The sequence below is a fragment of the Citrobacter sp. wls619 genome, from assembly GCF_005281345.1.
Classification (GTDB): domain Bacteria; phylum Pseudomonadota; class Gammaproteobacteria; order Enterobacterales; family Enterobacteriaceae; genus Citrobacter.
Genome location: NZ_SZXJ01000043.1, coordinates 108332 through 130309, shown reverse-complemented (window position 1 = coordinate 130309; position 21978 = coordinate 108332). Strand labels below are relative to the sequence as shown.

The 21978-nt window shown below is 51.9% G+C and carries 19 protein-coding genes; 10 read left to right on the top strand and 9 right to left on the bottom strand.

What is annotated here, in order from left to right; translation table 11 throughout:
* Nucleotides 1-65: 65 nt before the first annotated feature.
* On the top strand, nucleotides 66-3866 hold the full coding sequence (gene yhdP / locus FDX19_RS09165; RefSeq protein ID WP_137382458.1) for an AsmA2 domain-containing protein YhdP: 3801 nt from the start codon (nucleotides 66-68) through the stop codon (nucleotides 3864-3866).
* Between the two features lie 162 nt (nucleotides 3867-4028).
* Nucleotides 4029-5474, top strand: a complete 1446-nt coding sequence (tldD, locus tag FDX19_RS09160; RefSeq protein ID WP_137382479.1) for a metalloprotease TldD — start codon at nucleotides 4029-4031, stop codon at nucleotides 5472-5474.
* An 86-nt stretch (nucleotides 5475-5560) separates the two neighbouring features.
* Here the strand turns inward: tldD and aaeR are convergent, their stop codons facing one another.
* Nucleotides 5561-6490: an HTH-type transcriptional activator AaeR gene (aaeR, locus tag FDX19_RS09155; protein WP_038634351.1), complete on the bottom strand. Its 930-nt coding sequence runs from the start codon at nucleotides 6488-6490 to the stop codon at nucleotides 5561-5563.
* A 184-nt stretch (nucleotides 6491-6674) separates the two neighbouring features.
* On the opposite strand from aaeR, the gene aaeX reads away from it, so the two are divergent.
* From aaeX to aaeB, 3 genes are read left to right on the top strand one after another with little or no spacing between them, the layout of a single operon-like run.
* Complete coding sequence (aaeX, locus tag FDX19_RS09150; RefSeq protein ID WP_000051841.1) at nucleotides 6675-6878, top strand: p-hydroxybenzoic acid efflux pump operon protein AaeX; 204 nt, start codon at nucleotides 6675-6677, stop codon at nucleotides 6876-6878.
* Nucleotides 6879-6885: 7 nt separating this feature from the next.
* The gene (aaeA, locus tag FDX19_RS09145) at nucleotides 6886-7818 is read left to right on the top strand and encodes a p-hydroxybenzoic acid efflux pump subunit AaeA (protein WP_137382457.1); all 933 of its coding nucleotides are present in this window, start codon (nucleotides 6886-6888) and stop codon (nucleotides 7816-7818) included.
* 5 nt (nucleotides 7819-7823) lie between these two features.
* On the top strand, nucleotides 7824-9794 hold the full coding sequence (gene aaeB / locus FDX19_RS09140; RefSeq protein ID WP_137382456.1) for a p-hydroxybenzoic acid efflux pump subunit AaeB: 1971 nt from the start codon (nucleotides 7824-7826) through the stop codon (nucleotides 9792-9794).
* A 40-nt stretch (nucleotides 9795-9834) separates the two neighbouring features.
* Here aaeB and FDX19_RS09135 read toward each other — a convergent pair whose 3' ends face one another.
* From FDX19_RS09135 to xapA, 3 genes are read right to left on the bottom strand one after another with little or no spacing between them, the layout of a single operon-like run.
* Entirely contained in the window at nucleotides 9835-10737 is a 903-nt protein-coding gene (locus tag FDX19_RS09135) for a LysR family transcriptional regulator (protein WP_137382455.1), read from the bottom strand.
* A 58-nt stretch (nucleotides 10738-10795) separates the two neighbouring features.
* The gene (gene tsgA / locus FDX19_RS09130; RefSeq protein WP_137382454.1) at nucleotides 10796-12001 is read right to left on the bottom strand and encodes an MFS transporter TsgA; all 1206 of its coding nucleotides are present in this window, start codon (nucleotides 11999-12001) and stop codon (nucleotides 10796-10798) included.
* Nucleotides 12002-12051: 50 nt separating this feature from the next.
* Entirely contained in the window at nucleotides 12052-12885 is an 834-nt protein-coding gene (gene xapA, locus FDX19_RS09125) for a xanthosine phosphorylase (RefSeq protein ID WP_137382453.1), read from the bottom strand.
* Between the two features lie 419 nt (nucleotides 12886-13304).
* Between xapA and FDX19_RS09120 the strand changes: the two genes are divergently transcribed.
* On the top strand, nucleotides 13305-13589 hold the full coding sequence (locus FDX19_RS09120) for a hypothetical protein (RefSeq protein ID WP_137382452.1): 285 nt from the start codon (nucleotides 13305-13307) through the stop codon (nucleotides 13587-13589).
* 49 nt (nucleotides 13590-13638) lie between these two features.
* Here the strand turns inward: FDX19_RS09120 and yhcN are convergent, their stop codons facing one another.
* Nucleotides 13639-13905, bottom strand: a complete 267-nt coding sequence (yhcN, locus tag FDX19_RS09115) for a peroxide/acid stress response protein YhcN (protein WP_137382451.1) — start codon at nucleotides 13903-13905, stop codon at nucleotides 13639-13641.
* Nucleotides 13906-14284: 379 nt separating this feature from the next.
* Nucleotides 14285-14755: a transcriptional regulator ArgR gene (gene argR / locus FDX19_RS09110; protein WP_003025162.1), complete on the bottom strand. Its 471-nt coding sequence runs from the start codon at nucleotides 14753-14755 to the stop codon at nucleotides 14285-14287.
* A gap of 436 nt (nucleotides 14756-15191) precedes the next feature.
* On the opposite strand from argR, the gene mdh reads away from it, so the two are divergent.
* Nucleotides 15192-16127, top strand: coding sequence for a malate dehydrogenase (gene mdh, locus FDX19_RS09105; protein WP_040234161.1), 936 nt, complete (start codon nucleotides 15192-15194; stop codon nucleotides 16125-16127).
* A 149-nt stretch (nucleotides 16128-16276) separates the two neighbouring features.
* Here the strand turns inward: mdh and degS are convergent, their stop codons facing one another.
* The 3 genes from degS to zapG all read right to left on the bottom strand — a co-directional run bounded on the left by degS (nucleotide 16277) and on the right by zapG (nucleotide 19368).
* Nucleotides 16277-17344 carry an outer membrane-stress sensor serine endopeptidase DegS gene (gene degS / locus FDX19_RS09100; protein ID WP_005121354.1) on the bottom strand — a complete coding sequence of 356 codons (1068 nt, stop codon included), beginning with the start codon at nucleotides 17342-17344 and terminating at the stop codon, nucleotides 16277-16279.
* Between the two features lie 89 nt (nucleotides 17345-17433).
* Nucleotides 17434-18801 (bottom strand): serine endoprotease DegQ, encoded by a 1368-nt coding sequence (degQ, locus tag FDX19_RS09095; protein WP_137382450.1) that lies wholly within the window; start codon nucleotides 18799-18801, stop codon nucleotides 17434-17436.
* Between the two features lie 168 nt (nucleotides 18802-18969).
* Nucleotides 18970-19368 carry a Z-ring associated protein ZapG gene (zapG, locus tag FDX19_RS09090; protein ID WP_003025147.1) on the bottom strand — a complete coding sequence of 133 codons (399 nt, stop codon included), beginning with the start codon at nucleotides 19366-19368 and terminating at the stop codon, nucleotides 18970-18972.
* Nucleotides 19369-19560: 192 nt separating this feature from the next.
* Between zapG and zapE the strand changes: the two genes are divergently transcribed.
* The 3 genes from zapE to rpsI all read left to right on the top strand — a co-directional run bounded on the left by zapE (nucleotide 19561) and on the right by rpsI (nucleotide 21743).
* A complete protein-coding gene (gene zapE, locus FDX19_RS09085) occupies nucleotides 19561-20688 on the top strand; it encodes a cell division protein ZapE (protein WP_137382449.1) in 1128 nt (375 codons plus the stop codon).
* A gap of 218 nt (nucleotides 20689-20906) precedes the next feature.
* The gene (gene rplM / locus FDX19_RS09080; protein ID WP_003025141.1) at nucleotides 20907-21335 is read left to right on the top strand and encodes a 50S ribosomal protein L13; all 429 of its coding nucleotides are present in this window, start codon (nucleotides 20907-20909) and stop codon (nucleotides 21333-21335) included.
* Nucleotides 21336-21350: 15 nt separating this feature from the next.
* Nucleotides 21351-21743 carry a 30S ribosomal protein S9 gene (gene rpsI, locus FDX19_RS09075; protein ID WP_003025138.1) on the top strand — a complete coding sequence of 131 codons (393 nt, stop codon included), beginning with the start codon at nucleotides 21351-21353 and terminating at the stop codon, nucleotides 21741-21743.
* Nucleotides 21744-21978: the final 235 nt, after the last annotated feature.

The following is a 21978-nucleotide window of genomic DNA, read 5'->3' as shown; positions in this document are numbered from 1 at the left end:
CCGCCATCCGGCAATATTCACTCGAGGGGTGTGAGTCACATTTTTTGGCAGACAAGGAGAGGCGCGTGAGGCGATTGCCGGGGATTTTACTGCTCACTGGAGCCGCATTCGTTGTCATCGCAGCGCTGCTGGTCAGTGGGCTGCGCCTTGCTCTACCACATCTCGATAGCTGGCGTCCGACCATTCTGGGTAAGATTGAATCTGCCACCGGTATGCCTGTTTCCGCCAGCCAGCTTTCTGCTAACTGGCAAAATTTTGGCCCTACGCTTGAAGCGCGTGATATCCATGCCCAGCTGAAAGACGGTGGCGAATTCTCGGTAAAGCGCGTCACGCTGGCGCTGGATGTCTGGCAAAGCTTGCTGCACATGCGCTGGCAGTTTCGCGATCTCACCTTCTGGCAACTGCAGTTGCGCACCAATACACCGATCCAACGCGGCGATAGCGGCGACGGAATTGAAACCAGCCATGTCAGCGATCTATTCCTGCGCCAGTTTGATCATTTTGATCTTCGCGACAGCCAGGTCAGTTTTTTGACCCTGTCAGGCCAGCGTGCAGAACTGGCGATCCCTCAGTTAACCTGGTTGAACGGTAAAAACCGGCATCGTGCTGAAGGCCAGGTCAGTCTCTCCAGCCTGACCGGCCAGCACGGTGTTATGCAGGTGCGTATGGATCTGCGTGATGATGACGGACTGCTGAATAATGGTCGAGTCTGGCTGCAGGCTGACGACATCGACGTTAAGCCGTGGTTGGGGAAATGGATGCAGGACAATGTTGCGCTGCAAACCGCGCGCTTTAGCCTGGAAGGCTGGATGACGCTCAACAAAGGCGAAGTCTCTGGCGGCGATGTCTGGTTGAAAAAGGGCGGCGCAAGCTGGAAGGGGGAGAACAACATCCACACGTTGTCCGTCGATAACCTGACTGCGCATATCAGCCGTGAGCACTCCGGTTGGTTGTTCGCTATCCCGGATACGCGCATCACGATGGATGACAAACCCTGGCCGAGCGGGGCATTGACGCTGGCCTGGTTCCCTGAGCAGGAAGTGGGGGGCGCTAATAACAAGCGCAGCGACGAATTACGTATTCGCGCCAGTAACCTGGAGTTAGCCGGGTTAGAGGGGCTACGCCCGATGGCCGCTAAGTTATCTCCGGCATTGGGAGATATCTGGCGGGCCACGCAACCGAGCGGCAAGATCAATGTGCTGGCGTTGGATATCCCGTTACAGGCGACCGAAAAAACCCGTTTCCAGTCCTCGTGGACCGATCTGGCCTGGAAACAGTGGAAGCTGCTGCCGGGAGCAGAACATTTCTCCGGTACATTGTCTGGCAGCGTGGAAAATGGCGCATTAACGGCCTCCATGAAGCAGGCAAAAATGCCGTATGAAACCGTCTTTCGTGCCCCGCTGGAGATAGAAGATGGCGTGGCCACGCTCAGTTGGCTGAAGAATGAAAATGGCTTTCAGCTAGACGGACGCAATATTGACGTTAAAGCGAAAGCGGTACATGCGCGTGGCGGTTTTCGTTATCTGCAACCAGCAGATGATGAGCCGTGGCTGGGGATTCTGGCGGGGATTAGCACTCACGATGGCTCCCAGGCCTGGCGCTATTTCCCGGAAAACCTGATGGGAAAAGAGCTGGTTGATTACCTCAGTGGGGCAATTCAGGGCGGTGAGGCGGATAACGCCACGCTGGTTTATGGGGGTAACCCACATCTGTTCCCGTATTTGCATAACGAAGGTCAGTTCCAGGTGCTGGTGCCGCTGCGTAATGCAAAATTTGCCTTCCAGCCGGACTGGCCCGCGCTGACTGACCTCAATATTGAACTGAACTTCATTAACGATGGCCTGTGGATGAAGACGGATAGCGTCAATCTGGGGGGGGTAAAAGCCACTAACCTGACGGCAAATATCCCTGACTACGCAAAAGAAAAACTGCTGATTGATGCCGACATCAACGGACCGGGCAAAGCGGTTGGGCCTTATTTCGACGAAACACCGCTGAAAGAGTCGCTGGGTGCCACGCTGGAACAGCTGCAAATTGACGGCGATGTGAGTGCTCGCTTACATCTTGATATCCCGTTAGATGGTTCGCTGGTTACGGCCAAAGGCGATGTGAATCTGCGAAATAACAGTCTGTTTATCAAGCCGCTCGACAGCACGCTGAAGAATTTGAACGGTAAATTTAGCTTTATCAACGGCGATCTCAAGAGTGAGCCGATGACGGCGAACTGGTTTAATCAGCCTCTGAATGTCGACTTTTCCACTACCGAGGGTACAAAAGCTTACCAGGTTGCTGTGAATCTGAACGGCGACTGGCAGCCAACTCGCATGGGGATACTCCCCGTACAGGTGAATGATGCCCTAAGCGGCAGTATGGCGTGGAACGGTAAGGTTGGCATTGACCTGCCATATCATGCCGGACCGACCTACGACATTGAGCTAAAAGGCGACCTGAAGAATGTAAGCAGTCACTTACCTGCTCCATTAAACAAAGTAGCCGGAGAGTCTCTGCCAGTTAATGTGAAGGCAGAGGGTAACCTGCGCAGCTTCGATCTGACCGGTAACGCCGGAAGCAAGAACCACTTTAACAGCCGCTGGTTGCTGAATCAGAAACTGACGCTTGATCGCGCTATCTGGACTTCGGAAAGCCGTACAGTGCCAGCGCTTCCTGACCAGCAGGGCATCGAACTTAATCTTCCGCCCATGGACGGTGCGCAATGGCTGGCATTGTTCCAGAAAGGCGCGGCGAATAACGTCGGAAGTAATGCGAACTTCCCGCAGCGTATTGCGGTGCGCACGCCTTCTTTATCATTGGGCGGCCAGCAGTGGAATAACCTGAGCATTGTGTCTGAACCTGGACTTAATGGTACCAGCGTACGGGCGCAGGGCCGTGAGATTAACGCCACATTGGCTATGCGCAATAATGCTCCGTGGCTTGCCAATATCAAATACCTGTATTACAACCCGAGTGCGGCAACGTCATCGCCCAATACAACGCCGGCCTCGCCGTTTTCTGCCATCAATAACGTCAGCTTCCGTGGCTGGCCGGATGCGCAGATACGCTGCGAAGAGTGCTGGATGTGGGGGCAAAAATATGGGCGCATTGATGCCGATGTCGCGATAAAAGGTGACACATTAACGTTGAGCAACGGTCTACTGGATACCGGGTTTGCCCGACTGACCGCCGATGGCGAATGGGTCAATGTGCCGGGCAAGGAGCGTACGTCACTGAAAGGAAAGCTGAATGGCAACAAGATTGATGCAGCCGCGGGTTTCTTTGGCGTATCTACCCCGATTCGTAACTCTTCCTTTAACGTCGAGTACGATCTGCACTGGCGTAATCCGCCCTGGGACCCGGATGAAGCTTCACTGAATGGCATTTTGCGCACCCGTTTAGGCAAAGGTGAATTGACTGAACTTAGCACCGGACATGCGGGACAACTGTTACGTCTGCTGAGCTTTGATGCGCTATTGCGTAAACTGCGTTTTGATTTTAGCGATACGTTCAGTGAAGGTTTTTACTTTGACTCTATCCGCAGTACGGCGTGGATCAAAGATGGTGTGATGCACACTGATGATACGCTGGTGGATGGCCTGGAAGCGGATATCGCCATGAAAGGTTCGGTGAATCTGGTGCGTCGCGAACTGGATATGGAAGCCGTCGTCGCACCAGAAATTTCTGCCACCGTCGGGGTGGCCGCGGCGTTTGCCGTCAACCCGATTGTCGGCGCGGCGGTATTTGCCGCCAGTAAAGTTCTGGGGCCGCTGTGGAGCAAAGTTTCAATTCTGCGCTATCGCATCACCGGTCCGGTCGATAAGCCACAGATTAACGAAGTTCTGCGCCAGCCGCGCAAAGAAAGCCAGCAATGATTTGACGGGGGCGAGTAATTGCCCCAATCTCAACAGAGAACTTCTACCGCAGTCCGTAGGCCGGATAAGGCGTTTACGCCGCCATCCGGGCATTGAAGCGCCTGATGGCGACGCTGGCGCGTCTTATCAGGCCTACAACAGTAACTAATGAGTAGCAAAACGATGAGTCTGAACCTGGTAAGTGAACAATTGCTAGCGGCGAATGGCCTGAAACATCAGGATCTGTTCGCCATCCTGGGCCAACTGGCCGAACGCCGTCTTGATTACGGCGATCTGTATTTTCAGTCGAGCTACCACGAATCCTGGGTTTTAGAAGACCGCATCATTAAAGATGGTTCTTACAATATTGATCAGGGCGTTGGCGTGCGTGCCATCAGCGGCGAAAAAACCGGGTTTGCCTACGCAGACCAGATAAGCCTGCTGGCGCTGGAGCAAAGCGCTCATGCCGCGCGTACTATCGTGCGTGATAGCGGTGATGGCAAAGTAAAAACGCTGGGTGCGGTAGAGCATCAGGCACTCTACACCTCGGTTGATCCATTACAGAGCATGAGCCGGGAAGAGAAACTGGATATTCTGCGTCGTGTTGACCGCGTTGCGCGTGCCGCCGACAAGCGTGTGCAGGAAGTGACGGCGAGCCTGACCGGTGTGTATGAATTGATTCTGGTTGCGGCGACAGATGGAACACTGGCGGCAGATGTTCGTCCCCTGGTACGACTGTCCGTCAGCGTGCAGGTAGAAGAAGACGGCAAACGCGAGCGTGGTGCCAGCGGTGGCGGTGGTCGCTTCGGTTATGACTACTTCCTTGGCGATCTCGATGGTGACGTTCGTGCCGACGCGTGGGCGAAAGAAGCCGTACGTATGGCGCTGGTCAATCTCTCGGCGGTAGCAGCGCCAGCGGGAACGCTGCCGGTGGTACTCGGCGCAGGCTGGCCTGGCGTTCTGCTGCATGAAGCGGTCGGTCATGGTCTGGAAGGTGACTTTAACCGCCGTGGCACCTCGGTATTCAGCGGTCACATGGGTGAGCTGGTGGCGTCAGAACTGTGCACCGTCGTTGATGATGGCACGATGGTGGATCGTCGTGGTTCGGTCGCCATTGATGACGAAGGAACGCCGGGTCAGTACAACGTGCTGATCGAAAACGGTATTCTGAAAGGCTACATGCAGGACAAACTGAATGCGCGCCTGATGGGTGTGGTGCCAACGGGGAACGGTCGCCGTGAATCTTACGCGCACCTGCCGATGCCGCGTATGACCAACACCTACATGCTGCCGGGGAAATCCACGCCGCAGGAAATCATCGAGTCTGTCGAATACGGTATTTATGCGCCTAACTTTGGCGGCGGCCAGGTGGATATCACTTCCGGAAAATTCGTGTTCTCTACCTCCGAAGCGTATCTGATTGAAAACGGTAAAGTGACCAAACCGGTGAAAGGCGCGACGCTGATTGGCTCCGGTATTGAAGCGATGCAGCAGATTTCGATGGTGGGCAACGACCTGAAACTGGATAACGGAGTGGGTGTTTGCGGTAAAGAAGGACAGAGTCTGCCGGTTGGCGTGGGCCAGCCGACGCTGAAGGTGGATAACCTGACCGTAGGTGGCACCGCGTAACATCATGATGTAAGCCCGATAAGCACCCGTGCTATCGGGCATCTTGCCGGATGTGGCGTCAACGCCTTATCCGGCCTGCACTCTTTTTACTTCTCTTTTCCCCGGCCGTACATTCCCTGAAACAGTTGTGCCACATCGACAAAATAATCGGTCAGATAGTTAATCACCACCTGCACTTTGAGCGGCAGCTTATCCTTTTCAGTATACAACGCATACACCGGACGTGGATCTGACTGGTAGCGGGGGAGCAGGATCTCCACTTCGCCGCGGTTGATCTCGTTGATCACCCACATCAGCGGTACATAGGCAATGCCCGCGCCTGCTGCCAGCCAGCGCACCAGCGTCATCGGATCGTTGGTCACAAAGCGTCCCTCTGGGATCAGACGGGTAGAAATCCCCTCCGGGGCAATTAATTCGAACTCATTATCCGGGCGAACGCTGTATTCCAACCACGAATGATTGCTGAGATCGGCGGGTTTCTCCGGGACACCAAACTGGGCGAGATAACTTTTTGCCGCGCAAACCACCATCGGCATAGCCCCCAGACGACGCGAAAAAAGGCTGGAGTCCTGCAGGGCGCCCACGCGAATAACCACGTCCAGACCGTCGGCAATCAGATCGGGTGCCGGTATTCCCGTCACCAGATTTACCGTCAGCCCAGGATACTCTTTGAGCATTTTTGCGGTCAATCCGGCGAGGACATTTTGTGCCATGGTTGAAGAACAACCAATGCGCAGCGTGCCGATAGGCGTGTTGTTAAACGCATACAGTTGCTCGTGAACATCCTGCGCTTCGTGCAGCATGCGACGGCAACCCTGATAATAAATTTTACCCGCCTCGGTAAGCCCAATGCTGCGCGTGCTGCGGTTTAGCAGCTTAACCTGCAACTCATCTTCCAGTTTGGATACCGTCTGGCTTATCGATGAAACGCTCATTTGCAACTGTCTTGCGGCGGCGGTGAAAGAGCCCAGTTCGACAACTTTGGCGAACACCGACATTCGTTTTAATCGTTCCATTGTTCACTCTGGCTTAAAAGTGATTTAGATCACATAATATAGATAACAGCATAACAGTTACGCTAATATATTATTATTCAAATAACAGCTATGTCGCTCTCGCCTGGCTCATCCTTGCCCTTCTCTGCGGTGACATACGCTAAATAATCGATCGCCTGCACTCTCTTAAGCTACCAAGGTCAACATGAGTCTGTTTCCCGTTATCGTGGTGTTTGGTCTGTCCTTCCCACCGATTTTTTTCGAATTGCTTTTGTCACTGGCGATTTTCTGGCTGGTGCGCCGGGTGTTAGTTCCGACCGGCATCTATGATTTTGTCTGGCATCCGGCTCTGTTTAACACCGCGCTGTATTGCTGTCTGTTCTATTTAATATCGCGCCTGTTCGTTTGAGGTTGAAGTGAAAACACTAACAAAAAAACTCTCCCGTACGGCTATAACTCTCGTACTGGTCATGCTGGCCTTTATCGCTATTTTCCGCGCATGGGTCTATTACACCGAGTCACCGTGGACGCGTGATGCACGTTTTAGCGCTGATGTCGTCGCCATTGCACCGGATGTCGCGGGTCTGATCACCAATGTTAACGTCCATGATAACCAACTGGTGAAAAAGGATCAGGTCCTGTTCACTATCGATCAGCCACGCTATAAAAAAGCCCTCGAACAGGCTGAAGCGGACGTCGCTTATTATCAGGTGCTGGCACAGGAAAAACGCCAGGAAGCCGGTCGTCGTAACCGACTGGGCGTGCAGGCTATGTCTCGTGAAGAGATTGACCAATCAAACAACGTACTGCAAACCGTATTACACCAGTTGGCGAAAGCTCAGGCGACCCGCGATCTGGCAACATTAGATCTCGAACGTACCGTGATTCGCGCGCCGGCAGATGGCTGGGTGACTAATCTGAACGTCTATAGCGGCGAATTTATTACCCGTGGATCGACAGCGGTAGCACTGGTAAAACAGCACTCATTCTATGTACTGGCTTATATGGAAGAGACCAAACTGGAAGGTGTACGTCCTGGGTATCGCGCTGAGATTACCCCGCTTGGCAGTAATAATGTGTTGAAAGGCACCGTTGATAGCGTGGCGGCAGGCGTGACAAATGCCAGCAGCACGCGGGATGCGAAAGGTATGGCAACCATCGATTCCAATCTTGAATGGGTTCGTCTGGCGCAGCGCGTGCCGGTGCGTATTCGTCTTGACGATCAACAGGGAATGATGTGGCCGGCCGGTACTACGGCTACCGTCGTGATTACCGGTAAGCAGGATCGCGATGCCAGCCAGGAGTCGTTCTTCCGTAAAATGGCGCACCGTCTGCGCGAGTTTGGTTAATTGTGATGGGTATTTTCTCCATTGCCAATCAGCATATCCGCTTTGCGGTAAAGCTGGCATGCGCCATTGTACTGGCGTTATTTGTTGGCTTTCATTTCCAGCTTGAGACCCCTCGTTGGGCAGTCCTGACCGCTGCGATTGTGGCGGCAGGCCCAGCCTTTGCCGCCGGTGGAGAACCTTATTCAGGCGCTATCCGCTACCGCGGTATGCTGCGTATTGTTGGGACATTTATTGGTTGTATTGCCGCGCTGATCATTATTATCAGTATGATCCGTGCGCCGCTATTGATGATCCTGGTGTGCTGTATCTGGGCCGGTTTTTGTACCTGGATCTCTTCACTGGTAAAGATCGAAAACTCCTATGCCTGGGGGCTTTCGGGTTACACGGCGCTGATTATCGTCATTACCATTCAGGCGGAGCCTCTGCTGACGCCACAATTTGCGCTCGAACGCTGCAGCGAGATTGTGATGGGGATTGTCTGCGCTATCATCGCCGATCTGCTCTTTTCGCCCCGCTCAGTGAAACAGGAGATAGATGTCGAGTTAGACAGTCTTCTGGTAGCGCAATATCAGCTTATGCAATTGTGTATAAAGCATGGTGATAGCGAAGAGGTGGACAAGGCCTGGGGCGCTTTAGTTCGTCGTACGGCAGCGCTGGAAGGTATGCGCAGCAACCTGAACATGGAATCCTCACGCTGGGTACGCGCCAATCGTAGACTCAAAGCGTTGAACACGCTGTCACTGACGCTGATTACTCAGTCCTGTGAAACCTATCTTATCCAGAATACGCGACCAGAACTGATTACCGATACCTTCCGCGAGTTGTTTGATACGCCGGTCGAAACGGTGCAGGATGTCCATAAACAACTGAAGCGGATGCGCCGTGTGATTGTCTGGACCGGTGAGCGTGATACGCCAGTGACGATCTATAGCTGGGCCGGCGCGGCGACGCGCTACCTGCTGCTGAAACGCGGCGTGGTCAGCAATACCAAAATCAGTGCAATAGAAGAAGAGATCCTGCAGGGCGAGCCGGTGGTGAAGGTGGAATCCGCTGAACGTCACCATGCGATGGTCAACTTCTGGCGTACTACGCTGTCCTGTGTGCTGGGAACTTTATTCTGGTTGTGGACCGGCTGGACATCAGGTAGCGGTGCGATGGTCATGATAGCGGTCGTCACCTCGCTGGCTATGCGTTTGCCTAACCCCCGCATGGTGGCCATCGACTTTATCTATGGCACGCTGGCAGCATTACCGTTGGGGGCGCTCTATTTTCTGGTGATTATCCCCAATACCCAGCAAAGCATGTTGTTGCTGTGTCTGAGTCTGGCAGTGCTGGGATTCTTTCTGGGGATCGAGGTGCAGAAGCGGCGTCTGGGCTCAATGGGGGCGCTGGCGAGCACTATTAACATCATCGTGCTTGATAACCCGATGACGTTCCACTTTAGTCAGTTCCTCGACAGTGCACTGGGGCAGATTGTCGGCTGTGTATTGGCGTTTATCGTGATTCTGCTGGTGCGGGATAACTCGCGTGACAGAACAGGTCGTGTGTTGCTTAACCAGTTTGTGTCGGCAGCGGTCTCTGCAATGACCACCAATGTTGTGCGCCGTAAAGAAAACCACCTTCCGGCGCTGTATCAGCAGCTGTTTTTACTGATGAACAAATTCCCCGGCGATCTGGCGAAGTTTCGCCTGGCGCTGACGATGATCATCGCGCACCAGCGCCTGCGCGATGCGCCGGTACCGGTGAACGAGGATTTATCCGCATTCCATCGCCAGCTTCGTCGAACTGCCGATCACGTAATTTCAGCAGGAAATGACGACAAGCGCCGACGCTACTTTAGTCAGTTGCTGGAGGAGCTTGATATCTACCAGGAAAAATTAACGCTCTGGGAAGCCCCGCCTCAGGTAACGGAACCAGTGAAACGACTCACGGGAATGTTGCACAAATACCAGCATGCGCTGACCAGCAATTCATAAATCATCTAACCGGAAGAGGATATCTCTTCCGGTTTCAGTTTTACCGCCCCTGTAATGTCATGATAAACGCGTTCATTAATGTGGAAAGCGGTTCGTCGTACCAGTAGGCATAAAGATCGGCTGGGATAGGGTCATTCAACGGTAAGAAACGAACGCCTGGCCAGTGGATCAATCCACAGGTTTCTGGCAGCAAAGAGAGACCTATTCCTGCACTAACCAGCGCCAGCGCGGTTTGCGGTTCGTTAACCTGATGGGTAATCAGAGGATAAAATCCTACCTCAACACAGCGGTCATGTACCTGACGGGCGAAAGTGCTTTGATTAAATGAAAGCGAAATGATGGGGCGTTCAGCGAGCATCGCCAGTGAGACGCTTTGGTGTTGGCAGAGAGGATCGTGTTCAGGTACGGCGAGAGCAACCGCTTCGCGGGAAATCAACTGGCTACGGGTATTCGTCTCGGATTGGGGCAGTACGTTCCGGCTAATCGCAATATCAATTGTCCGGGCATGCAAGGCTTCAATTTGCTGATGTTGGGAAAGCTCCTGCAAGCTCCAGTTTACGTACGGCTGTTGCTTCTTAAAGTCCTTTAGACGCGTAAGCAGCGTCCCCCACAGTGCGCTACCGACTATCCCAATGTTGAAATGTTGATGTTCGCTACGGCCAATCTGTCGCACATAATTGAGGGATTGATCGGTGGTACTCAGGATACGATCGACTTCCGTTTTCAATACCTGCCCGGCTCGCGTGAGAACCACTTTACGGCTGGTACGTTCAAATAGCGTCGTTTCAAGGATCTCTTCCAGTTCTTTAATCTGCATACTCAACGGTGGTTGAGAGATTTTTAACCGGGCCGCGGCCCGGCCAAAGTGCAGCTCGTCAGCGAGAACCTGAAAATAACGCAATGTTCGAAGACGAATTCGGCTATTAGCCTGGAGATCAATCATGCTGGCTACGCGTAAAAGAGGGAGAGAAACGGCATCATGCCGTCCTCCCCAAAGCTTGTCAAACCGCAGTGGATGCCGAGCGGGCGAGACGCTCGGCCTGGCTGCAGGCGACAGCGGCAACCAGCATCAGCAGTAACACACAATAGGCGACAGTAGACGTATTCACCGCCCCCTGCAGACCAAAGTGGCTGTTTACCATGGAGGATACGCTGGCAAACAGTAGTGTGCCCACAGTGCCGCACGTCAACAAGGCGGAGATCAAGGTTGGTGAACTGCGACTCACCTGCAGTGAACCATAGCTCATCAGACCGGAGAATAAACCGGAGTTAAAGAAACCAAACACGCCGCACGCTACCAGAATCAGCGTGGTACTGTTGCTGTTGGCAATCAGCGCAATGGAGACCAGACCAATGCTGGCGCAGATCAGCAGGAAAGTGCGCAGTTTCATCCATTTCACGGTGAACTGATTCAGGAACAGGCCAATGGCTTTCGTCACCCAATACACCGTAGTGAACAGCGCGGCATCCTGCGCCTGAAGTGTAAAACGCGATTGCAGGTAGCCCGGTGTCCACATGGTAAAAATGGGTTCAGCCAGCAGGAAAGCAAAGAGAGTAAAACAGATTAAATAGACGGAGATCCCCCAGGGTTCTGACTCTTCCGTTTTCTCGTGTTGCTGCGGCTGCGCAGCCTCTGTCGATGGGAAGCGACAACGCAGGGTAAGTGCTAACATCAGTGCGCCCAGACCGCCCATAATCCCATACATCGCAATCCAACTGGCACCCAGTTTAAACATCCAGGCTAACAGTAAAGACAGGGTTGCTCCGGCAAAGCTGAAAAAGAAATCGGTAAAAATCAGGCTGGAAGAGCGGCTCTTTTCATCGGGATTAATACGAACCACCAGATAACTGCCGATGGTCATAAACACGCCACCGCAGGCACCAATTCCGGCCACTGCAACGCTAAACAGCGTTAAGGTTGGTTGGATAAAAAGTACGGCGCTGATAATCACGGTGAGCGTTGCAGCAATAACTAATGGTTTTTTCAGCCCCCATTTTTTCATCAGAATGCCGCCAAGCATAATAGGCACAAACATGCCGATGTTCATCAGGGTAAAGACCTGCCCGATAAAGCTGGGGTCTTTATGAAAAGCGGCACAAAGTGGCCCGAGCACAATCCCCAGCGTCGACACCAGTGCGCCAACGAAGTAATAGCTCAGGTACGAAACGGCATTGAGATTTGCGCGAGAAAACTGATTGTCTGGCATAACTTTTCTCCAGACGGAGCAGAGCGACCTGTCCGTCTACGGAACCACGATCAAGCATACTGTTTGAGGAACTGGCTGATCAAACGAATAAAATCTTCGGTCACCATGGCAGCGCATTTCAGCGTTTGTTCATGGGAAAGCTCGACATCACTGAGGCCTTCAGCCATATTCGTGATGGCTGAAACGGCTAGTACTTTCAGGCCACAGTGGCGTGCGGCTATCACTTCCGGTACCACCGACATACCTACGACATCGCCGCCCATACGCTGCATCATGCGAATCTCCGCAGCCGTCTCAAAATTAGGGCCAGGATAAGAGACAAAAACCCCTTCATGAAGCGTGATACCCAACTGCTCTGCGGCACCGTGAAGCTGCTGGCGTAGTTCGCGATCGTATGCGTTAGCGAGGCTAAAGAAGCGAGGACCAAAGCGTTCATCGTTCGGCCCGACAAGGGGGGTAGATGGCATGGTGTTGATGTGATCGTTGAGGGCGACCAGACTCCCTGCCGGAATATCTACGTTCAGCGAACCCGCGGCGTTGGTACAGAATAAAAATTCGCAGCCCAACAGTTTAAAGGTACGCACGGCATGGGTCATGATGCCCATTCCCAGCCCTTCATAAAAATGCCCACGTCCCTTCATGCAGATGAGGTCGATACCATAAAGCGTCCCCATCACCACTTCCCCGGCATGGCCGATTACGGTGCTGACCGGGAACCCGGGTAATTGTTGATATGAAAGCGTGGTTTTATTTTCCATGCGATCGGCAAGTGCCCCCAGACCTGACCCAAGTATCAGAGCGATACGTGGATGAAAATTGGGTTTTGCTGCACGCAGAATTTCAGCCGCTTCATACGGGGTATCGTTGACAACAGACATGGACATATCGACTCCAGAGACTATTCAGTTGCAGGCATTTTGTGGAGGCTTCAATTACAAATCCAATATGATAAATGCGGTTATTGATATGGTTTTCATATTGAAAAGATCAGATAAATATCGGATCTATTATTTTTCAGAACGTTATGGTCAACGTGTTTCATACTGTTTCTGAAACGTAGTCATAATCTTGCATAAAAATGTGATGAATCTCTCTTTGTCTAAATGATGAACAGTTCATTCCTGACACATTACGCATACCGAGGCAGGGCTATACTTAAGACGAGCATTTAGCTGGGGTGATAAACGATGCCTGGACCGCAGGAACATAAAATTTTGCCGGCGGGATACAGGGGAAACAGGTTGAGGAAGACCCTGCATATCGGTGGTCTGTAGAGTAACTGGCGTCGGGGTGGTGGCTATAGATGAATATCTATACGTTTGATTTTGACGAGATTGAAAATCAGAGTGATTTCTACCGTGAGTTTGCGCGTACATTCGGTCTGGCCCGGGAAAAGGTGATTGATTTAGATTCTTTGTGGGAGGTTGTGGTTGGGGAAATCTTGCCGTTACCTCTGGAAATCGAATTTGTCCATTTACCGGATAAGTTACGCAGGCGATATGGCGCGCTGATTTTACTGTTCGATGAAGCAGAAGAAGAGCTCGAAGGACAGTTACGCTTTAACGTTCGCCACTCAAAACAGGCATAAAAAAGCCCCCGGCAGACGGGGGCAAGTCGTCGGACTAGACGACGAGGGTTTATTTGTACAATTCTGCGGTTGCATGCCAGTGAGCACCTTCACGGAGTTCAGTGACACGATAGCTGCTGGCGCCCGCTTTTTCTGCTTTATCGGCGATTGCCTGACGCATATCCATTGGCGAGCTACCGATCTGAGATACAGAGATAGTACCCATGGATTGCAGATTCTGTGCTTCTTGCGAGTTCACCTGATTAACAGCGGCGCTTGCACCGAAAGAGAGAACGGAGAGAAGGCTTAATGTTGCAACAGTGGTTTTGATTTTCATGATATTTACCTCGTCGAATTCTTTTATTAGGGGTCTTCGTTTCGTGACCCTCATCACAAAATCAAGTATACACTAATCACGCGATAAATTAATACCACGCTAATTGTTTCGTTGGCAATCAGGTGTTAAAAAAAGTATTTTTTATAACCATATAGAATTAAAAATACAGGTTAGAGCTTATTCTCTAAAATAAAATCAATAAATTCATGTGGATACACAATTTTGCAAATTGTGCGTTTTTGATGAGTATCATTCACTATGTGAATGTATTTTGGCGGTGAAACGCACTATTTGTGAAATGCTCGGCAGTGGAAAGCTGAGGAGGGGAGCAGAAAAGAGAGATTTTTTCCCCCGCCACAGGGCGTGACGGGGAAGGGAATTACAGTTCTTGTTCAAACAGTTCCAGAATGGCTTCGTACAGGTCTTTTACCGTAAAACCTTTGGCCGGTGTGGTGAAGATGGTATCGTCACCCGCAATCGTACCGAGAATACCTTCTGCTTTACCCAGTGAATCCAGCAGGCGGGCAATCAACTGCGCAGCGCCTGGGCTGGTATGAATAACGACAACGGCATCGTTGTAGTCGATATCCAGCACCAGATTTTTCAACGGGCTTGATGTTGTCGGGACTCCCAGCTCTGCAGGCAGACAGTACACCATTTCCATTTTCGCATTGCGGGTACGCACGGCACCAAACTTGGTCAGCATGCGTGAAACCTTGGACTGGTTGATATTATCAAAGCCCTGATCCTGCAACGCGAGGACGATTTCGCCCTGAGAGCTGAATTTTTCTTCTTTAAGTAGCGCTTTAAACGCCTTAACTAATTCTTCTTGTTTAGCCGAGCTTCGCATAAGTCACCCGTAATATGGCGGTAGAAACAACATTATTGTGCATACAGATGAATTTTTATGCAAACGGTCTGCCTCGTTCAAGGCTGAAATAATGTTATGAAAGAGCGGGATTTTATCAAATTTCGTTATCAAGAAACATGCCTGTGTCACGGCTCGCAAATAAGATTAAAAGTAAATTAAATGTTATCAAATTGATGTTGTTTTGAGAGGGCTGTAGGGTATATTGTCAGCACCTGTTGGAAAGTTGCTCTACTGTGCGAGTGGTTTTGAATTACGTAACTTAGGTTTTATTTTACGTAAGTTAAATGCATAAAAGCCAAATTTGCGTGACTACGCATTCTTGAAGCGTGGTTATTGAATTCGTTGGATTTGTGAATTAAGGTCGCCGCCGCGGAGCAATAGACATTTTGCTTATCAATATAATAAGGAGTTTAGGATGAAAGTTGCAGTCCTCGGCGCTGCTGGTGGTATCGGTCAGGCGCTAGCATTACTGTTAAAAACCCAACTGCCTTCAGGTTCAGAACTCTCCCTGTACGACATCGCTCCAGTAACCCCTGGTGTGGCCGTTGATTTGAGCCATATCCCTACTGCTGTGAAAATCAAAGGCTTCAGCGGTGAAGATGCGACCCCTGCACTGGAAGGTGCTGACGTGGTGCTGATTTCTGCGGGTGTTGCACGTAAACCAGGTATGGACCGTTCTGACCTGTTTAACGTGAACGCTGGCATCGTGAAGAATCTGGTGCAGCAGGTTGCGACAACCTGTCCGAAAGCGTGTATCGGTATCATCACTAACCCAGTGAACACGACCGTTGCTATTGCTGCTGAAGTGCTGAAAAAAGCAGGCGTATACGATAAGAACAAACTGTTCGGCGTGACTACGCTGGACATCATCCGCTCCAACACCTTTGTGGCGGAACTGAAAGGCAAGCAGCCTGGCGACGTTGAAGTCCCGGTTATCGGTGGACACTCTGGTGTGACCATTCTGCCGCTGCTGTCACAAATTCCTGGCGTAAGCTTCACTGAACAAGAAGCGGCTGACCTGACCAAACGTATCCAGAACGCGGGTACTGAAGTTGTGGAAGCAAAAGCCGGTGGCGGGTCTGCAACCCTGTCTATGGGTCAGGCTGCAGCACGTTTCGGTCTGTCACTGGTTCGCGCGCTGAGCGGCGAAAAAGGTGTGGTGGAATGCGCTTACGTTGAAGGCGACGGCCAATATGCTCGCTTCTTCTCTCAGCCGCTGCTGCTGGGCAAAAATGGCGTAGAAGAACGTCAGTCCATCGGTAAACTGAGCGCGTTCGAACAAAGCTCGCTGGAAGGCATGCTGGACACGCTGAAGAAAGATATCACGCTGGGCGAAGAGTTCGTTAAGTAACGCCAGGAGAGGCCAGCGTGTATTTGTAGGCCTGATAAGCGTAGCGCCATCAGGCATTACATGCTAACTCTCTATGATATCGCCTAATAGAAACCGGAGCATATATTGTGCTCCGGTTTTTTTATGGCAAGTGAGAGGTAGATGTAGCGTTAATTGGTGGCAGGGTATTCCTGAATCGTTACCTGCAGCGTCAATTGCTTATCATCGCGCATCACAACCACTGAGATAACCGAACCGGGGCGAATCTCAGCGACCTGGTCCATCGTTTCCAGCGCAGATACCGCCGGTTTGTTATTTACCGAAATGATGAGGTCGTTGACCTGAATTCCGGCCTGGGCCGCCGGACCATCCGGGGCCACTTCGTTTACCACAATCCCCTGAATTTGGTCCATGCCGCTACCTTGTGCGTGCAGCGGTGCAATTTCACGCCCGCTGATGCCGATGTAGCCACGAATAACGCGCCCGTCGCGGATAAGCTTATCCATGATTTTCGTCGCCAGTTGAAACGGAATGGCAAAGCCAATCCCTTCCGGTGTTTCGCCATCATTGCTCTTATCAAACGACAGTGTGTTAATCCCCATTAACTCGCCTAGCGAGTTAACCAGCGCACCGCCGGAGTTACCATGGTTAATGGAGGCATCCGTTTGCAGGAAGTTTTGTCGGCCCGTTGGGTTCAGGCCAATACGACCCGTGGCGCTGATGATCCCCTGAGTGATGGTTTGCCCAAGGTTGTACGGGTTACCGATGGCAAGTACGACATCGCCAATATGCGGTACACGTTTGTTATTAATCGGGATCGTCGGCAGGCCGCCTGCTGCGTTGATTTTCAGCACGGCAAGGTCGGTTAAGGTATCGGAGCCAACAAGCAGCGCTTCAAAGACACGTCCATCCTGCAATGCAACGATGATTTGGTCGGCATCATTAATGACGTGCTTGTTGGTGATGATATAGCCGCGCTGATCCATGATAACGCCTGAACCGAGCGTGCGGATCTCAAGCTGGTTATGCGTCGTGCTGTTCATACTGCGGTTGTACACGTTGACCACGGCAGGCGCAGCACGGCGAACTGCCGGGTTATAGCTGGCAGGTGTTTCATCTGTGCTGTCGAACTGTGGTGCGGTAAGCGTATTAATTTTTCGCAGAGAGGGCATCGCGGCCAGCAGAATGGCGCCGACGATTAAACCAATCGCGACCGAACGTAAAAGCTTCACAAACATGATGGCGGCGTCATTAAAAAAGGGAACGGCAGCAGCATATCACGAGTTTACCGGACATCACACGGGGGGCTGATGTCCGGTTGGTCAGGTTAACGCAAAAGCAGGTAAATACTCTCGTTACCACGAACGACCTGCAGCGCAATGATTGACGGTTTCGTTTCCAGCACTTTGCGCATTTCGGCAATCGAGTTCACTCGATCGCGGTTAACGGCGATGATGACGTCATCTTTATGCAGGCCGGCCTGTGCGGCTGGGCTACTTTTTTCAACGTTATCAATTCGAATGCCTTTGGCTCCGTCTTTTAGCTGCCCGTCGCTGAGCGTGGCCCCTTGCAACGCCGGTGCAATCATTTCCGCACTGGCGGAAGATGATGTACTGGTATCCAGCGTCACTTCAACTTCCAGTGGTTTACCGTTACGCAGCAGGCCCAGTTTGACTTTGGTCCCCGGTTCAGTTGTCGCAATACGCGAACGCAGTTCGGCGAAACTATTGAGCGGTTTGCCGTTAAGACTGGTAATCACGTCACCGGATTTCACGCCCGCTTTGGCGGAACCAGAGTTCGGCAGAACTTCGCTGACAAACGCGCCACGTTGTACATCCAGTTTGAATGCTTTAGCGATGTCAGCGGTCATTTCAGTACCTTTAATACCTAACAGACCGCGTTTGATTTCGCCAAACTGCATTAACTGCTGCGCCAGCGTACGCGCCATGTTGCTGGGGATAGCAAAGCCGATCCCAATGCTGCCGCCGCCGGGCGCCAGAATGGCGGTATTGATACCAATCAGCTCACCATTCAGGTTGAGCAACGCACCGCCGGAGTTACCGCGGTTAATTGACGCATCGGTCTGAATAAAATTTTCCAGACCTTCCAGGTTCAGACCACTGCGACCCAATGCGGAGACGATCCCTGAGGTTGCCGTTTGTCCCAACCCAAACGGGTTGCCGACGGCGACAGCAAAGTCACCCACGCGCAGTTTGTCGGAATCGGCGATAGCGATTTGAGTCAGGTTGCTGGGGTGCTGAATTTGCAGCAGGGCGATATCGCTCTGATCGTCGCTACCGATGAGTTTGGCATCGAACTCGCGCCCATCGTTCAGCTGAACGCTAATTTTCTGTGCCTGATTAATAACGTGGTTGTTGGTCAGAACATAGCCTTTGGCAGCGTCAATGATGACGCCTGAGCCCAGTCCCTCAAAGGGCTGCGAGGGCTGGTCGGGCAGCTCATCGCCAAAAAATTTTTTGAACTCTTCCGGGACTTTTTGCCCTTGAACGGCGGTGCCCTCGACTCTCACGCTAACCACGGCAGGTAACACTTTTTCCAGCATGGGGGCGAGGCTGGGGAGCGCTGCCTGACCGGGGACCTGGCCGGGAATCGACGCAATGGCCTGGAATGGCGCCGAGAGAGTTAACCCGACACTTAACGCTAATGCACTCAACAGCTGGGTTTGTTTTTTCATGGATCCTGCTCTCGTACCTTGAGTAAACGGAAGATGATTCAAAACAGTTTGATGTTATTGAATTTTCGGTTTGGTCACAATGAGGCTAACGACTAAATAATAGCTGGGACGGGAAGAGAAGCGGAGGGCGCAATTGCTGCGCCCCATAAATTTCTTAACGATGTGCAGTTAGTCGCGCTTTGCGCCACTACGCAGCAGGCCGGAAGCCCCTTCGGAATAGTCACGCGGCATCTGAACCGGCGCCTGATCGTTACCCGCTTCAGACTCAGCCAGACGATTGCGGAACGGGTTGTTTTCCGGCGACATACCCGGCAGCAGGTTGCTGGAGCTTTTCGCCATATGCTGGTAGATCTGACGATAATCGTCCGCCATGTTATCCAGCAATTCAGCGCTGCGGGCGAAATGACTCACCAGCTCTTCGCGGTACTCTTCCAGTTCAGCTTTGTTCTTTTCCAGTTCGTACTGTAATGCCTGCTGTTGGCGTAATTTACGATTACCAAAACGCATGGCTACAGCACCAATAATGATACCGACGACTAACCCAATTAGCGCATATTCCCAGGTCATGAACATCTCCCGTTGTCTTTTGTTTCCGTAGGGTGTTGGCTTTAGGCTCCATGCCTGCGCCTGATTATGCCACTATAACCGCTAATCCCGTAGAAGTGGAATCCCGTGTTTATATCACGTAATGTAGAACGGCCTTTTTTTCGTCAACCGTGAGCGACGGCACATCGATTCTCAAGGAATAACAATAACATCATGCAAAGCCTTTCCCCGACATCGCGATACCTGCAGGCCCTTAACAACGGCAGCCATCAACCCGACAACGTACAAAAAGAAGCGGTGAATCGACTGGAAACGATTTACCAGGAGCTCACCACGATTGCACCTCCAGCGGCGCAGGAGAGTGGACTGATGGCCCGCTTTGGTAAATTGCTGGGCAAGCGTGAGTCGCCGATCAACGCACCGGTGCGTGGCTTGTATATGTGGGGCGGAGTTGGGCGCGGAAAAACCTGGCTGATGGATTTGTTCTACCATAGCCTGCCTGGCGCACGTAAACAACGTTTGCACTTTCACCGCTTCATGCTGCGCGTGCATGAAGAACTGACGGCTCTGCAAGGTCAGAGCGACCCGTTGGAAGTGATTGCTGACCGCTTCAAAGCCGAAACCGATGTGCTGTGCTTTGATGAATTTTTTGTCTCGGATATTACCGACGCCATGCTGCTCGGTGGTTTAATGAAGGCGCTATTTGCTCGCGGCATTACGCTGGTGGCAACGTCCAATATTCCGCCTGATGAACTGTATCGTAACGGTTTGCAACGTGCGCGCTTCCTTCCCGCTATCGACGCCATTAAACAGTATTGCGACATCATGAATGTGGATGCCGGCGTTGACTACCGGTTACGTACGTTAACTCAGGCACACTTGTGGCTGTCCCCGCTTAATGCTGAAACGCAGCGGCAGATGGATAAGCTCTGGCTGGCCTTGGCGGGAGCGAAAGGTGATCATGCGCCGACGCTGGAGATTAACCACCGCCCGATGCAGACGCTGGCTGTTGAGAACCAAACGCTGGCGGTCTCGTTCACTACACTGTGCGTCGATGCCCGCAGCCAGCACGATTACATTGCCTTGTCGCGCCTGTTCCACACGGTGCTGCTGTCTGATGTACCGGTAATGACGACGCTGATGGAAAGTGAAGCACGACGCTTTATCGCGCTGGTTGATGAGTTCTACGAACGCCACGTTAAGCTGGTGGTCAGCGCCGCAGCGCCTTTATATGAAATCTACCAGGGCGAGCGGCTGAAGTTTGAATTCCAGCGTTGTTTGTCGCGTTTGCAGGAGATGCAAAGCGAGGAGTATCTGAAGCGGGAACATTTAGCCGGTTAAACCTGCCGCAAATCACATAAAGGGGTCGATCTTTGACCCTGACTTCTCTATAATCTTGCGACCCCACGTTACGAGAGAGTTTTTTTCCCAAAACTTTCTATGCGCCGGCATAGGCTATTCGAAGGGGTAGGTTTGCTGGACAATGTCGTGTGAACCTCAACTGACAAAACGTTTGGGTGTTCACCAACGTGTAACTTATTTATTTGGGTAAGCTTTTAATGAAAACTTTTACAGCTAAACCAGAAACCGTAAAACGCGACTGGTATGTTGTTGACGCGACCGGTAAAACTCTGGGCCGTCTGGCTTCCGAACTGGCTCTGCGCCTGCGCGGTAAGCACAAAGCGGAATACACTCCGCACGTAGATACTGGTGATTACATCATCGTTCTGAACGCTGATAAAGTTGCTGTAACCGGCAACAAGCGTACTGACAAAGTGTACTATCACCACACCGGCCACATCGGTGGTATCAAACAAGCGACCTTTGAAGAGATGATTGCTCGCCGTCCTGAGCGTGTGCTTGAAATCGCGGTTAAAGGCATGCTGCCAAAAGGCCCGCTGGGTCGTGCTATGTTCCGTAAACTGAAAGTTTACGCTGGCAACGAGCACAACCACGCGGCACAGCAACCGCAAGTTCTTGACATCTAATCGGGATTATAGGCAATGGCTGAAAATCAATACTACGGCACTGGTCGCCGCAAAAGTTCCGCAGCTCGCGTTTTCATCAAACCGGGCAGTGGTAAAATCGTAATCAACCAACGTTCTCTGGAACAGTACTTCGGTCGTGAAACTGCCCGCATGGTAGTTCGTCAGCCGCTGGAACTGGTCGACATGGTTGAGAAACTGGATCTGTACATCACTGTTAAAGGTGGTGGTATCTCTGGTCAGGCTGGTGCGATCCGTCACGGTATCACCCGCGCTCTGATGGAGTACGACGAATCCCTGCGTGGCGAACTGCGTAAAGCTGGCTTCGTTACTCGTGATGCTCGTCAGGTTGAACGTAAGAAAGTCGGTCTGCGTAAAGCACGTCGTCGTCCGCAGTTCTCCAAACGTTAATTGCTTTCTGCTTCGGCAGATTACAATTTGCGAAAAAACCCGCCTCGGCGGGTTTTTTTATGATTTTCATCCGCCAAAGATCACGGTAATACGCTGATTGCCACCTCTTTTTCCCCATTTCCAGAATCGACTCACCACAAAGGTCACAAAATCTGGTAAACTATCATCCAATTTTCTGCCCAAATATCCGGTATTGTTCATTTTTTGTTTGTATTTTGAACAGCAATGACTTTCC